Source organism: Ensifer sp. 2TAB8 (genome assembly GCF_052115125.1).
Classification (GTDB): Bacteria; Pseudomonadota; Alphaproteobacteria; order Rhizobiales; family Rhizobiaceae; genus Ensifer.
This window is the reverse complement of the sequence record NZ_JBFRGB010000001.1, coordinates 590,377-604,725: the sequence shown is the minus strand read 5'-3', so window position 1 is coordinate 604,725 and position 14,349 is coordinate 590,377. Positions and strand designations below refer to the sequence as shown.

The following is a 14,349-nucleotide window of genomic DNA, read 5'->3' as shown; positions in this document are numbered from 1 at the left end:
GCCCTCCTCTAAGAGTGCCGTGCGTTCGGATGACCGCACAAGGGACGCCCTAGAACTATGATTCTAGAACATCTTTCCGCTTTCGGTGATTCTACGTGAAAGCGGGATGCTCTAGGGGGTCTCGCATCGTTGGCAGGATGCTACAAAGTTTTGACGTTTGCGTAAACGTCAAAAATTGCGGGTTGTGAATTTTCGTCGCTGATACCCGGGGAAGTGGAAAGGAACGCCGTAAACTCGGCGCTTGCGGCACGATCCTGCCAAATCGTTAAAAAACCATCCGCAGGTTAACCGCTTGTTTACCACGTTTCGTGAAAGGTGGGTGTTGAGATGGTCAAAACTGCAACCTGTCCTGGCGTCGCATCGTTGTAGTTTTGCCCGCGTCGGAAGCGCCACAGGGGTGAAGAAAGCTGTTTTCTTCCGTGACGACTTTCGAGATGGCCGACGACAGGGGCGAAGAACACCATGAATGGATCGCGATCAAATCCTCAGCGCGCAGGCAGCCAGTCCTATAGCGAGCGGCCGTCGCTCGACGCATTGAACCGCACCATCGAAGGTTTGGAGGCTCGTATCGAGGGCCTGATGAACGGCGCTGCCCGCGACGCGGCCCCAAGGCCGCCCGAGCGCGTTCCCGCCCGCGAACCGGCCAGAGAACCCATAGCGCCCCGTGACGCCGTCGCCGAGATCATGCAGCGTCAGCGCAGCCTCAGCGCTTCGCGCGAGCGTCCGCCGCTTCGCGATCGGCTGTCGCAGCGCGAGCCGGAACGCTACGCCCCGGAACGCATCGCTTCTGAGCGGCCGGTCTCTGCGCGCTTCGCAGAAGAGCCGCGCCCCCAGCCGCTCCATAGTCAGCCGCAGCGCCCGTCCTCAGCCGTCAACGATATCGCGGAAGCCCTCGTCGGTTTGCGCCAGGACCTGAAACGCGACATCACCGACGGGCTGACGCGCGAGATGAATTCGTTGCGCTCCGAAATTCGCGGCATCAAGGACCAGGCACAGGATCACAGCTTTGCCGAAGACGTGCGTGGCGACATGCAGCGCCTCGCCGACAGCATCCAGCAGCTTGGCCGCCAGGCGTCTCCCGCGCAGGCCGATGCGCTACGCGGAGACTTCGACGAACTGCGGGCGATGATCGACGGCCTGGCGCGTGAAGACAGCATGCGCCGCATGGAAAACCGCTGGAACGGCGTCGAGGATCGGCTGATCGCGTTTGATCAGAACCGTGACGACGAGCTGGTGGCACTTGCCTATCGGCTGGACGAGATCAAGTCGCAGATCGGCTCGCTGAACAACAGCTCCGCCGTCGACGTGCTGGAAGACAAGCTGATCGCTGTCGCGCAGGCGATCGAAATGCTCGGCCGGCAGATCCAGCCCGACGATCGTCGTCTCGTTTCGCAGTTTGCGGATATCGACAGCCGGCTCGACGAAATCAGCCGCGCCATCGCTGCCAACAGCCGCACGACGACCGCACTCGATGGCGGCTTCGTCAATCGCCTGGAAAATCGGCTCGGCGACCTTTCCCGTCAGATCGACAGCCTGTCGCGCCCGAACGATTCCGGGCTTGGCGCACGCCTGGAGGCTTTGACGAGCCGGGTCGAGGATCTCGCCGGCGAGAAGGCGGCCGCCCGTCTCGAGGAGCGGCTCGACCAGCTTTCGCTGCTGATGGAGCGCAGCAACAGGACCGCGCAGTCGGATCTCAACGACTACCTGTCGGACATTTCGCGCAAGATCGAGGCCCTGGACCAGGGCAGCGTCAACGATGCGCTGGCCGAGCGGCTCGACTATCTGGCGCGCCGGATCGACGAACTTGACGCGCATGGGGCTCAGCCCGCCTCCGACCCGCGTTTCGATCGGCTGGAAGATCGCCTTGTCGGCATCGCACAGCGTCTCGAAGAGACCCACGCCGCGCCGTTCGACGATCGTGCCGCCCTGCAGAACCTCGAAGCGCAGATCGCCAATCTGTCGACGCTGGTCAGCCAGCCGCGCGCGGATGTTGCCGCGAACGCCATGCCCGTCGATTTCGAGAACCGCATGAGCGCACTCGAGGACTACCTCTCGACCAGCGACGAATACATCGTCGAGGCCGCTCGCCAGGCGGCCGAAGCGGTGATGGAAGCCTATGCCAAGAATGGTTCTCCGCGCGGTTCCGGCGGAGATCTCGCCGCAATCTCGGCGCTTGCCGAGGACCTTCGCACGCTTGAGGACCTGAGCCGCTCCAGCGAGGAGCGGACCGCGCGCACGTTCGAGGCTTTGCACGAAACGCTGGTGCATATCGCCGACAAGCTGGAGCGCATCGAAAATCGCGAGCCGACGATGGCGGTGCGAGCCGAAGCGCCGGTAATGCGCGAACCGGCGATGATGCCGAGGGCCGCGCAACCGGAATTCAACGATCCATTCGGCGGCAACGACCTCGATGACCGCTACGAGGACCTGCAGCGCAACGTCCGCGCCCTGCAGGCTGAAGATCAGGTGGTGGTCGCGCAGGTCGCCGAGCCGACAACGGCTTTTGCCGACGAGCAAGAGGTCTCGACCGTTGAAGTCGAAGACGTGCGCGAACCGGCCGCTGCGGCCCGCACCGGCCTGCTTGCAGGTTTGACCCGGCGCTTCTCCGGCAAGCGGTCCGAGCCGGCGCCGGAACAGGCTCGGCAGATCGTCGAGCCGACCCCGTCGATCGATCCGTCCGAAATGCTTGCGCCCGAGGAAGCCAACCAGCTGCTGGAGCCGGGTTCCGGCGTACCCGACGTCAAGAAGATCCTGGAGCGCGTTCGCGCCGGCCAGATGAGCAAGGCGGGTGTGCAACCTGCCGACGGCGACAAGTCGGATTTCATCGCCGCCGCCCGCCGCGCCGCCCAGCTCGCCGTCGAAGAGGCCGACACCCTGAACAAGGCCGGTCAGGGCGGAAAGACCTCTGGCATCGGCGGCGCTTTTGCCCGTCACCGCCGGCCGATCCTGATGGCAGTCGGCGCGGTCCTGCTGGCGATCATGTCCTATCCGCTCGTCACCAACATGCTGAAGAAGCATGAGAGCGCACCGGTGGAGCCGGCCGCGATCATCGAGCATCAGGCGGTGCCGGAATCGCGCGAAAACAAGATCGTCGACGGCCTGTTGCCGCAGAGCGCGGCCGTGTCCCCGGCTGAAACGTCGCTTACGGCATCCGAGACCCCGGTCGCGGCACCTCTCGATTCCGCCGGAGCACCAGCGAAAATATCCGAAGCTTCGATCTCGGTCCCGGCGACGACCGTGCCCACGACCAGCATCGGGACGCCGGTCGAGGAAAAGGCACCGATGCTCGCGCCGGTGGCGGAGACGAAAGCTGCTTCGCCGGTTTCCGAGTTCCAGCCGACGCCGGCCGGCAATGCGCCTGCCAGCGGTGCTGCCCTTGTCAGTTCATCCGCCGAGAGCGCGGCGACACCGGCGCTGGCGCCGGTCGCCGCACCGGGCGACGTCGTCCTGCCTGAAGGTTTCGGTCCAGCCGCCCTGGTGACGGCCGCCAAGGGGGGCGATCCGCTTGCCTATTACGAGATCGGCGCTCGCTATACCGAGGGACGTGGGGTTTCGGAAAACATGGCGGAAGCTGCCAAGTGGTATCAGCGCGCGGCCGATGCCGGCGTCGTTCCGGCGCAGTACCGCCTTGCGAGCATGTACGAGAAGGGCACGGGCGTGACACGCGACGCCGCCAAGGCGAAAGCGCTCTATCTCGCTTCCGCCGGCCAGGGCAACGCCAGCGCCATGCACAATCTTGCTGTCATGCTGGCGAGTGGCCGCGACGGCGCCCCGGATTTTGCCGAGGCAACGAAGTGGTTTGCGAAGGCGGCCGAACTCGGCATTCGCGATAGCCAGTTCAACCTTGCCGTCCTCTATGCGCGTGGCAACGGCGTACCGCAGGATCTCACCGAATCCTACAAGTGGTTCTCGGCCGCCGCCCGCGAAGGTGATGTGGATGCCGCCGCCAAGCGCGACGAAGTTGCCAAGGCGATGAAGCCCGAGCAGCTCGAGAGCGCCAAGGCGAAGGCGGATGCCTGGAAAGCGCAGCCGGTCGACGCCAAGATGAACACGGTGGACGTTCCGGATGCCTGGGTCGGCCCGGCCAACAAGACCGCCAGCGTCGACATGACCAAGGCGGTCCGCAACATCCAGGCGATCCTGAACAACAACGGCTTTGACGCCGGCAAGCCGGATGGCCAGATGGGCAAGAAGACCGTGGCGGCCATCAAGGCCTTCCAGAAGTCGGTCGGCCAGGAGCCGACGGGCGAAATTACCGAGCAGCTGGTCAAGGAATTGCTGAAGCGCAATTCCTGACCTTTGGACTTGCGCCGTAATAAAGCCGCAGAGCCGGGCGACACGGGTTGCGGGTGGCGAAGCCGTCTGCCATGTGGCTGAAAAGGTTGAAATGTCAGGCCTGCTGCATAATTCCTTAATCGGAATCAGGCTAAGGAAGAATTGATGCAGCAATCAAGGTCCGACTGTGGCCTTGGCACGTCCTGGCGGAAGCGCAACGCTGCAGGAGTGCATGACGAAAGCCGCCTCGCCCTCGGGAGAGGTGCCGGCCTTTCGAATAATCCCTCATTCGTGGTGAATTGCTTGCCACACTAACCGGTTTGCCCGCATTGCGGGCCGTTGGCATATCGAGGACCCGGCGTGACGATCTATCTGCCCATCGCAGAGTTGTCGGTGAACATACTCATCATTCTCGGTATGGGCGCAGCCGTCGGCTTTCTGTCCGGCATGTTCGGCGTCGGCGGCGGCTTCCTGATCACACCGCTCCTGATCTTCTACAATATTCCGCCTGTCGTGGCGGTGGCGACCGGCGCCAACCAGGTGGTGGCCTCGTCGATCTCGGGCGCGATCACGCATTTCCGGCGCGGCACCATCGATATCAAGCTCGGCACGGTGCTTCTATGCGGGGGTCTTGCCGGCGCGACGGTCGGCGTCTGGCTATTCTCGCTGCTGCGCCGCCTCGGTCAGCTCGATCTGGTGATTTCGCTGCTCTATGTCGTGCTGCTCGGCACCGTCGGCGGCCTGATGCTTTGGGAAAGCATCACCGCCATGCGCAAGGCGGCCAAGAACCAGCAGACGACCTTGCGCCGTCCCGGACAGCACAACTGGGTGCATGGCCTGCCGCTGAAGATGCGCTTCAAGAAGTCGAAGATCTATCTGAGCGTCATTCCGGTGATCGCTCTCGGGTTCTGCATCGGTATCCTGACCTCGGTCATGGGTGTCGGCGGCGGCTTCATCATGGTGCCGGCGATGATCTATCTCCTGCGCATCCCGACGAACGTCGTCGTCGGTACGTCGCTGTTCCAGATCATATTCGTCTCGGCCTATACGGTCATCGTCCAGGCATCGACCAACTATACTGTCGACATCGTGCTCGCCTTCGTCCTGATGATCGCCGGCGTCATCGGTGCTCAGTATGGCGTGCGCGTCGGTCAGAAGCTGCGCGGCGAACAATTGCGCGCGCTGCTGGCGCTCCTCGTTCTCGCCGTCGGCATCCGTCTGGCGATCGAGCTCGTCATCCCGCCGAAGGACGTCTATTCGGTCGTATCCGCGGGGTTCGGTTTCTGATGATCCGTTTTGCCCGCACAGCACTCGCTCTTTTCGTCCTTGCCCTGGCTGCGCCGGCCGGTGCCGCCCTGCAGGAAGAAAACGCCGATCTCACAGAGAAGCTGGAGATCGGCATCTCCACCGACGAGATCGCCATTACCTCGGATTTTCGCGGCGCGGATCTGACGATCTTCGGCGCAGTGGACGGTTTTGATTCCGGGTTATTGGCCCAAGGCCGGTACAACATCATCGTGTCCCTCGAAGGCCCGAAAGACAACGCGACGGTGCGCAAGAAGGAGCGCGTCTTCGGCATCTGGGTGAACACCAGTTCCATGACCTTCGAGCTGGTGCCGGAATCCTATTCGCTGTCGAGCACGCGCGATATCGAAACGATCGCGCCGCCCGGCGAGATGGGCAATATGGGCATCGGTGTCGATCACATGCGGCTGGTGCCGCTCGGTTTCGTCGGCGACGGCAGCAATCTCGGCGAGTTCCGCGATGCTTTCCGTCGCATCCGCGAAACGAGCGGCGTCTACGAGCGCGATCCGGGTGGGGTGCAGTTCATCAGTGCGAGCCTGTTCAAGGCCTCGGTGCGCCTGCCGGCGAACGTACCGAACGGGGTCCACGTGGTGCGTGCCTATCTCTTCCGCGACGGCGTCTTCGTCGCCGCGAAGGCGCTGCCGCTGCGTGTCGTCAAAACGGGCCTGGAGCAGTTCATTACCCAGGCCGCGCATCAGCAGCCGCTTTTCTACGGCCTCGTCGCCGTCCTGCTCGCAGTCATCACCGGCTGGGGCGCCAGCGTGATCTTCCGCAAGGAATAGTTTGGGCAGAAGCTCGCCTTGCGTTTGCTTTTGCCCGGCACGCGTTTAAAGAAAGAGCAGCAGGATGCTTTAGGGGTAAAGTACCCGGCGTCCCGAACATGTTGATCTGAATGCGCCGCGCCAAAGGGCGTGGTGAGTTCGAGAAGGCGATGCTGCTTGCGCCAATCCCCCGGATGACGGCAAGCGACGCGACACAGACAGAGGAAGCTCGATGAAACCGATTTTTGTCCAGTTGCAGTGCGCTCCCGGCAAGACCTACGAGGTCGCCGACGAGATCTACCGCAAGGAGATCGTATCGGAAATGTACTCGACGAGCGGCGATTACGACCTGATCATCAAGGTCTACATCGAAGAAGGCCAGGACATCGGCAAGTTCATCAATGACAACATTGCCACGGTGCCGGGCATCTCGCGCTCGCTGACCACCCTGACGTTCAACGCGTTCTGATCACAGGCGGAGCCCCTGCACGGGAGAGCCGCGCCGGGTTCCCCGCTCTCGTCAGGCGATGAGATTGGCAAACCGGACCGAATAGATCCGGTCGCGCCCGAGCATGTGGGCGACCAGCTTGCTGCGGTCGAACAGCCCGGTCATCGCCCGATGCCTGAGGTCGAGCCCGCCGGTGGTCACACCAAAGGCCGGCATCAGCATGCGCGTGCCGTCCGTCGCAAAGCAGGCGCGGCGCACGGCCCTTTCTCGTCTCACCACCGTTGCTGCCGGATGCAGATGGCCGGCGATCTCGCCCACGACTTCGCCGCGCTTCGGCTCGTGCCGGAAAACGAGACCGGCATGGCTAAGCTCGTCCATCGAGGCGCCCGGCAGCCCAAAGGCGCCGTCCGGGTCGTGGTTGCCGTTGATCCAGACCCATTCCCGCCCGAGCGCCATCGCCGCGATCATGTGGCGGAACGTATCCGGCATCACCGCCGAGCCGACGCGATCGTGGAAGTTGTCGCCGAGGCTGATGACGAGTTTCGGATTGTGACGGGCGATCGCGGCTTCGAGCACGCGCAGCGTCGCCAGCGTATCATAGGGCGGCAGCAGCATGCCGCGCCGGGCAAAGGCAGAACCTTTTTCCAGATGCAGGTCGGAGACGACGAGCGTGCTTGTCTCCGGCAGATAGAGGCTGCCGAGCGGATCGCAGATCGCAACGACGCCGTTGATGATTGTCTGGGCGTGGAGGAGCGGGGCAGTCGTTTGTGCCGATAGTGCGTGGGCGAGGCGGTGCATGGTTATGGTCTCGCGCGCTGTGTACGGAGGGGGTTACCCGCCGGACGCGGTAGACCGTCCAGAGGGGGGTAACCCGCCCGACGCCACAGACTGCTCATTCTCAAAGCCATTTTCCTATCAATCCGCATCCAAACCGCCCATCGCTTCGTGGATCAGGTCGTCGGCGGCCTCCGAAAGCAGGAAGTCCTGCGCCTCGCCCTGGACCATCTCCTTGCCGATCTCCAGCATGACCGGCACGGCCAGCGGCGAGATGTGGTCGAGCCGTCGATGGGTGATGTGTCCCTTGATTCGCTTCAGCATATCCCCGAGGCGAGCGATGTCCAAAAGCCCTGTTGCCGCATCGTTGCGGGTCGCCTCGAGCAGCAGGTGGTCCGGCTCGTGCGCGTGCAATACGTCGTAAATGAGGTCCGCCGAGACCGTGACCTGGCGGCCGGTCTTTTCCTTGCCGGGGTGCCTCTGGTCGATCAGGCCGGCGATCACGGCGCAATTGCGGAAGGTGCGCTTCAGGAGGAAGGATTCGTTCAGCCAGGCCTCGAGATCATCGCCGAGCATATCCTCGTCGAAGAGGTCGGCGAGGGCGCCGCGACTGAGTTCGAAGGTGGCGCCGAGGTCGTCGAGGGCCCAGACCGCCAGGGAGTAATCCGTTGCGACAAAGCCGAGCGGCTTCAATCCGGCGCGGTCGAGCCGGCGGGTAAGCAGCATGCCGAGCGTCTGGTGCGCCAGCCGCCCCTCGAAGGCATAGGCGACCATGTAGTGGCGGCTGCCGCGCGGAAAGGTCTCAATCAGAAGTTCGTCCTCGCGCGGCAGCATCGAGACATCCTTCTGCAGCGACAGCCAGTCGCGCACCTGGTCCGGAAGCGCCGCGCGCCGCGCCGGATCGGCGAGCATCTTGCGCACCTGCGCGGCCAGATAGGTCGAGAGCGGGAACTTGCCGCCAGCATAGCTCGGCACCTTGGGATCAAAGGTGAAGGCCTGGCTGACAAGACATTCGTTCTCACGGATCCCTTCGAAGCGCAGCACCTTGCCGGAGAACATGAAGGTATCGCCTTGGGACAGCATTTCGAGGAAGTATTCCTCGACCTTGCCGAGCGGCATACCGCCGCGACCGAGCGCACCGCGCTGGTTGCGCTTGACCATGCGCACGTTCAGCATCGGCGACTCAACGATCGTGCCGACGTTCAGCCGGTATTGCTGCGCCACCAGCGGATTGGAGACACGATAGAGCCCGTCCTTGGTTTTGCGGATGCGGGCGTAGCGCTCATAGGTCTTCAGCGCATAGCCGCCGGTCGCCACGAAATCGACCACCCGCTCGAAGGTCTCCCAGGCAAGGGTCTTGTAGGGCGAGGCCGTGGCGATCTCGTCGTAAAGTGACAGCGGGTCGAAGGGTGCGGCGCAGGCCATGCCGAGCACGTGCTGGGCGAGCACGTCGAGCGCACCCTTGCCGACGGGCGGCGTATCCTGCGCACCGATATAGTTGGCGTCGAGCGCCGCCTGGCATTCCATCACCTCGAAGCGATTGGCCGGCACCAGGATCGCCTTCGAGGGTTCGTCCATGCGGTGGTTGGCACGGCCGATGCGCTGGGCAAGGCGGCTCGCCCCCTTCGGCGCGCCGACATGCACGACGAGATCGACATCGCCCCAGTCGATGCCGAGATCGAGCGTCGAAGTGGCGACCACGGCCCGCAGGCGGTTCTCCGCCATTGCCGCCTCGACCTTGCGGCGCTGGGCGACGTCGAGCGAGCCGTGGTGCAGCGCGATCGGCAGATTGTCGTCGTTGATCGTCCAGAGTTCCTGGAAGAGCAGTTCGGCCTGGCTACGGGTGTTGACGAAGAGCAGGGTGGTGCCGTGCTCCTTGATGGCGGCGTAGACATCGGCGATGGCGTAGCGCGCCGAGTGCCCGGCCCAAGGCACATGCTCTTCCGTCTTGAGGATGGAGATCTGCGGTTTGGCGCCGCCTTCGACGAGCACAAGCCCGGCGTGGTTGTTCGCGTCCGGTTCCTGTGGCGCCAGCCACCGCTGCAGGTCCATCGGATCCGAGACCGTCGCCGAAAGCCCGATCGTCTGCAGCCGCGGCGCCAGCCGGCGTAACCGCGCCAGGCCGAGCGAGAGGAGATGACCGCGCTTGGAGATGACGAGCGAGTGCAACTCGTCGAAGACGACGTAGCGCAGGTCTTTGAAGAAACGCGTGGCCTCGCCGTTGGCAAGCAGCAGCGCCAGCTGTTCAGGCGTTGTCAAGAGAATGTCGGGCGGATTGAGCTTCTGCCGTTGGCGCTTGGCGGTCGGCGTGTCGCCCGTTCGGTTTTCGACGCGCACCGGCAGGCCCATTTCGCCGACCGGCTTCATCAGATTGCGCTCGATGTCGACAGCGAGAGCTTTCAAAGGCGAAATGTAGAGCGTGTGGATGCCGACGAAGGCGGAGCCCGGCGGGATCTTGCCGCGTCGGGTGAGATCGACCAGCGATGGCAGAAAGCCGGCAAGCGTCTTGCCGGCGCCCGTCGGCGCGATCAGCAGCGTGCTTTCTCCCGCCTCGGCGCGTGCCAGCAGCTCGAGCTGGTGGGCACGCGGCCGCCAGCCTTTCTCGCCGAACCAGCGTAGAAAGGGTGCGGGCAAGGTCAGGGCATCGCCTTGCGGTTCCGGGGAATCGATCCTGTTCACGGAGAACAAAGGTAGATCAAATCTGCCAAAAGAGAAGCCTGTGAGGCGGGTGGCAGACGGTCCCGTTGACTCTTTTTGAGAATCATAGATAAAATATATCTACGATTATGGAGGTGCCAATGAAACTCGGTGATGGGGTCGAGCAAGCCATTCACAGTGTGACGATGCTGAGCTGTCTTCAGCCGGGCAGCACGCTGTCGGCTGCGGCCCTTGCCGAGTTCCATGGCGTCTCCACCAGCTATCTCTTGAAGCACCTGCAGGCGATGTCGGGGGCAGGGTTGTTGGAGGCGGTGCCGGGCCCGAAGGGCGGCTATCGCCTTGCCCGCAAGCCGGAGCAGATCAGCCTGCTCGACATCGTGCTTGCGGTCGAGGGCCCGGAGCCGGCGTTCCGCTGCAACGAGATCCGCCTGCGCGGTCCCAATCCCTACACTTGCAAGCCGACGGCGCCCTGCACCATCAATGCCGCGATGCTGAGGGCCGAGCAGGCCTATCGCGCCGAGCTCAGGCGCGTGACCATCGCCGGCATCATGCAAGAGCTCTACGCCAAGGACGACGGCAGCATTGCCGCAAGAACCAACGCGTTCCTTGAGATCAACGAACGCCGGTCAGCGGCCGGCGCTTGAGATCGCCGCGACCCCAGAAATCCCAGTCAACCCAAGGAGAAGTGCATGCAACCGCGTTTCAATTTCGTCGAAGCCGCCCCGGATGCGTACAAGGCCGTTGCCGCGCTGGACAAGTATGTCGTCAAGGACTCGGGCCTGGAGCCCCGTCTGATCCACCTGATCAAGCTTCGGGCCTCGCAGATCAACGGCTGCGCCTACTGCGTCGACATGCATGTGAAGGAAGCCCGCCATAGCGGTCTCAGCGAGCAGTGGATCCACCTGATCTGCACCTGGCGTGAATCGCCGATCTACGACGCGCGCGAACGCGCCGTGCTCGCCTGGACGGAATCGCTGACGAACATCGCCCAGACGCGTGCGCCGGACGAAGATTTCGAGCCGCTGAAGGAGCATTTCACCGAGGCCGAAATCACCAAGCTCACGATTGCGATCGGGGTCATCAACACCTGGAACCGGATCGCCGTCGGCTTCCGCTCCCAGCACCCGGTCGACGCGCCGTCAAAGGCTGCCTGAGTCACAGCTGTTCCGGGAAAAGCACGAAGCGCTCTCCCGGAATTGCCTCTTGCAACAGGCCTTCCAAGCGGGAAACCGATCTAGAGGGCGATGTACCGATCGGCGCGGTGGTTGATGGCCACGAACAGGTTGAGGACGACCGCGCCGAGCACCGACCAAGCGACGACTGTGGGTGAGGTCACGCCGAAGGCAAAGACGAGCACGACCATGTCGATCGCAAGCTGCACCAGACCGGCGCGAATGCCGAAACGCTCCTGCAGGTAGATGCCGAGAATACCGACGCCGCCGAGGCTGGCGCGGTGGCGATAGAGCGCCAGCAGGCCGTAGCCGAGCAGCAGGCCGCCGAGCAGGGCCGCCCAGGCCGGTTGGATCGTGCCGATCTGGAAGAGGCGCGACTGGATGTCTGTCAGGAACGAGGTCACGCCGATGGCGATGAAGGTCTTGACCGTGAAGGCCGGGCCCAGCCGCTTCAGCGACAGGTAGAAGAACGGCAGGTTGAGCAGGAAGAAGGCGAGGCCGAAATTGATTCCGAAGGCGTAGTGCAGCAGGAAGGCGACGCCCGCGGTGCTGCCGGTGAGCAGACCCGCGCTTGCGAGGAAATAGAGGCCGAGCGCGGCAATCAGGCTGCCGGTGAAGATGCCCTGCAGGTCCTCGACGGCCGAGTGCCGGGTCGGGCTGGTGTTCCAGAGACCGAAAACGCTGCTGATCTGAGCCATGGCGAAACCTCGATTGCGATGGCTTGAGCAATGCTGCAATGCACAACAACAATCAAGAAAAATATGTCAGTTATGCTGACCTATTTTTGCGACTCTGCCTTGCGTTTTATGCAGGCTTGCGCGCCAGGAACAGGATGCCGAAAACCGGTTGGCCGGCATCCATACGGATGACGGTGCGCTCGATGGCCTTGAACTCCAGACCATGCGTCGCGCAGAGCCCGCGGATATAGGTTTCGCTGTGGGCATAGCGCAGCGAGGGGCGTAGGAGGAAATCCACGCCATCGCCCGCATCCTCGACCGAGAAGGCGAAGTGGCCGCCTGCGACAAGCAGTCTGAGGGTAATGTCGAAGACACTGTCGAGATTGCCGAGATACATGAGAACGTCGGCGGCGCTGACGAGATCGGCCCGGGCGGGGGCGAAGTTGCCGAAGATGMCGGATGTTTCCGGCGAGAGCGAGAGGTCGGCGCGTGCCAGCCGATCGTAGGTGGATTTCGCCTCGGCCTTGGCGAGCATATTGATGGAGATGTCGAAACCTTCGAGAAACTGTGCCTGATCCCGGATGCGTTTGCCGAAGAGGCCGGTGCCGCAGCCGAGATCCGTCACATGCTCGAAGATGAGGCCTCCGGTATGGCTTTGGATCAGAGCCGCGAGCTTTTGCGGCACGGTATAGCCGAGCTTTTCCACCAGCGCCTTGTCGAAGCGGTCGGCATAGTCGTCAAAGAGGCGCTCGACATAGAGGCTCGGCGGCTGTTCGGGCATGGCCGCAGCGCCAAGCAGAGCCAGTTTCAGGCCGGCGCCGAAGATGTCCTGAGGGCTGAGCGCCAGCGTTTTCCGCAGCGCTTCGATCGCCGCCTCTTTCCGGCCCGATTTTTCCTCATAGTCCGCCAGCCGAAACCAGCCGGCTGCCCAGTTGGGTGCCTGTTCCAGCGCCTGTTCCATGAGTTCGGCCGCGCTTGAGTGCTCGCCGCCCTCGGCAAGCATTTTTGCGTAGTCGGCGCGGCGGTCGGCGATCAGGTCGCCGGAGGAGAGCTGGTTGAGCGTCATCAATGTGAGATGTTGGTTGCGATCAGCGCTTCTGACGCCGGATGCGGCAAAACACAAGCGGAATCTGGCCCAAACAGAGAGCTTGGGCGCCATGCAGGGGCTGGCCGACTTGCGACGCCGCCGATCGCGGCTTATGTGAAGACAAACAGGAGAAGTTCGAGGATGTCGGACGGAATGGACAGATTCTTGGGTGACTCGCCGCTGCGCGTGCTGGTCAAGCTCGTCGTGGTGTCGATCCTCGTCGGCTTCGTGATGAGGATGTTCGGTTGGTATCCGACCGATATCTACTTCGCTGTCCGCAACTTCCTGCTCGACCTCTGGTACACCGGCTTTGCCGCACTCGGCCGGGTAGGGGACTACCTGCTGCTCGGTGCCGTGATCGTCGTTCCGGCCTTCGTTATCCTTCGCGTGCTGAGCTATCGGCGCTGATGATGCAGGACCGGTTTCTTCTCATCGAACGCCGCGGCCTTCTGCGCGCCACCGCCATCCTATCGCTCGGCGCGCTTGCCGGCTGCACGACCTCCAAGGTGCTGACGCCTGAAAGCGGCACCGGCAGCGACCAGACTGCGGCGAGCCTCGGCTACGTCAACAAGCTGCGCAAGGGCAAGGGGCTGACAGAGCTCGTGGCCGACCGCGCGGCTTCGGCCGCTGCAATGAGCCAGGCGGCGCGCATGGCCAAGGTTGGTAAGATGCAGCATCTGATCGGCTGGAACGACAGTTTCTACGACCGGATGAAGGGCCAGGGCGTGACCCTGCCGGCCGCCGAAAACATTGCCATGGGCCAGGACGACGCAGAACGCGCCTACGACGCCTGGTTCAAGTCGCCCAAGCATCTCGAAAACATGCTCGGCAACTATCGCGGCCTCGGCGTTGCCGTCGCCCATAACGCCGCCTCCGGCAACCGACCTTTCTGGGCCATGGTGCTTTCGGGCTAAGCGCGCCTCATCCCCCTGCCGGGACCTTCTCCCCATAGGGATGGGGAGAAGGAGACTAGTGGCGCTCGCTCGGGCCGCCATTTCTGCGCTCGATGACACAACATCCCCATTGGCAGCCCGGAATTCGACGTTGCCGTCGCGCACGACCCCTCTCCCCCGCCTGCGGGGGCGAGGGCTAGTCCTCGGGTTAATCCCGAGGATAAGGGCCTTTGCTGACCCGGGTATGTATTCGCGGTCGGCAGCGGCAATTGCCACCTTGCATCCCCCCATGCTCATTC

12 protein-coding genes are annotated in these 14,349 nt (G+C 63.4%); 8 read left to right on the top strand and 4 right to left on the bottom strand.

The features are described 5' to 3' along the window. Window positions 1-462 precede the first annotated feature (462 nt). From AB4Z53_RS02965 to AB4Z53_RS02950, 4 genes are all read left to right on the top strand, one after another. Window positions 463-4,296: a peptidoglycan-binding protein gene (locus AB4Z53_RS02965; RefSeq protein ID WP_291149127.1), complete on the top strand. Its 3,834-nt coding sequence runs from the start codon at window positions 463-465 to the stop codon at window positions 4,294-4,296. 339 nt (window positions 4,297-4,635) lie between these two features. After that, window positions 4,636-5,562 carry a sulfite exporter TauE/SafE family protein gene (locus tag AB4Z53_RS02960; protein WP_113536515.1) on the top strand — a complete coding sequence of 309 codons (927 nt, stop codon included), beginning with the start codon at window positions 4,636-4,638 and terminating at the stop codon, window positions 5,560-5,562. Continuing rightward, complete coding sequence (locus AB4Z53_RS02955; RefSeq protein WP_113536514.1) at window positions 5,562-6,362, top strand: TIGR02186 family protein; 801 nt, start codon at window positions 5,562-5,564, stop codon at window positions 6,360-6,362. Before AB4Z53_RS02960 ends, AB4Z53_RS02955 begins: the two co-directional genes overlap by 1 nt. A gap of 211 nt (window positions 6,363-6,573) precedes the next feature. Beyond that, window positions 6,574-6,810 (top strand): Lrp/AsnC ligand binding domain-containing protein, encoded by a 237-nt coding sequence (locus tag AB4Z53_RS02950; RefSeq protein WP_034797129.1) that lies wholly within the window; start codon window positions 6,574-6,576, stop codon window positions 6,808-6,810. A gap of 51 nt (window positions 6,811-6,861) precedes the next feature. On the opposite strand, the gene pdeM is transcribed toward AB4Z53_RS02950, so the two are convergent. Together pdeM and AB4Z53_RS02940 are read right to left on the bottom strand one after the other, a co-directional pair. Continuing rightward, window positions 6,862-7,587 (bottom strand): ligase-associated DNA damage response endonuclease PdeM, encoded by a 726-nt coding sequence (gene pdeM, locus AB4Z53_RS02945; protein WP_162768682.1) that lies wholly within the window; start codon window positions 7,585-7,587, stop codon window positions 6,862-6,864. A gap of 117 nt (window positions 7,588-7,704) precedes the next feature. After that, entirely contained in the window at window positions 7,705-10,251 is a 2,547-nt protein-coding gene (locus AB4Z53_RS02940) for a ligase-associated DNA damage response DEXH box helicase (protein WP_441594574.1), read from the bottom strand. 110 nt (window positions 10,252-10,361) lie between these two features. On the opposite strand from AB4Z53_RS02940, the gene AB4Z53_RS02935 reads away from it, so the two are divergent. Next, window positions 10,362-10,865, top strand: a complete 504-nt coding sequence (locus AB4Z53_RS02935; protein ID WP_441594572.1) for an Rrf2 family transcriptional regulator — start codon at window positions 10,362-10,364, stop codon at window positions 10,863-10,865. 45 nt (window positions 10,866-10,910) lie between these two features. Beyond that, window positions 10,911-11,375, top strand: coding sequence for a carboxymuconolactone decarboxylase family protein (locus AB4Z53_RS02930; RefSeq protein WP_113536510.1), 465 nt, complete (start codon window positions 10,911-10,913; stop codon window positions 11,373-11,375). Between the two features lie 80 nt (window positions 11,376-11,455). On the opposite strand, the gene AB4Z53_RS02925 is transcribed toward AB4Z53_RS02930, so the two are convergent. Together AB4Z53_RS02925 and AB4Z53_RS02920 are read right to left on the bottom strand one after the other, a co-directional pair. Further along, window positions 11,456-12,091, bottom strand: a complete 636-nt coding sequence (locus AB4Z53_RS02925) for a YitT family protein (protein WP_034797123.1) — start codon at window positions 12,089-12,091, stop codon at window positions 11,456-11,458. Window positions 12,092-12,197: 106 nt separating this feature from the next. Then, window positions 12,198-13,136 carry a methyltransferase gene (locus tag AB4Z53_RS02920; RefSeq protein ID WP_441594570.1) on the bottom strand — a complete coding sequence of 313 codons (939 nt, stop codon included), beginning with the start codon at window positions 13,134-13,136 and terminating at the stop codon, window positions 12,198-12,200. A 162-nt stretch (window positions 13,137-13,298) separates the two neighbouring features. Here AB4Z53_RS02920 and AB4Z53_RS02915 point away from each other — a divergent pair, with 162 nt between their 5' ends. Together AB4Z53_RS02915 and AB4Z53_RS02910 are read left to right on the top strand one after the other, a co-directional pair. Then, window positions 13,299-13,565 carry a DUF6460 domain-containing protein gene (locus tag AB4Z53_RS02915; protein ID WP_113536508.1) on the top strand — a complete coding sequence of 89 codons (267 nt, stop codon included), beginning with the start codon at window positions 13,299-13,301 and terminating at the stop codon, window positions 13,563-13,565. Between the two features lie 2 nt (window positions 13,566-13,567). Then, window positions 13,568-14,071: a CAP domain-containing protein gene (locus AB4Z53_RS02910; protein WP_113536760.1), complete on the top strand. Its 504-nt coding sequence runs from the start codon at window positions 13,568-13,570 to the stop codon at window positions 14,069-14,071. Window positions 14,072-14,349: the final 278 nt, after the last annotated feature.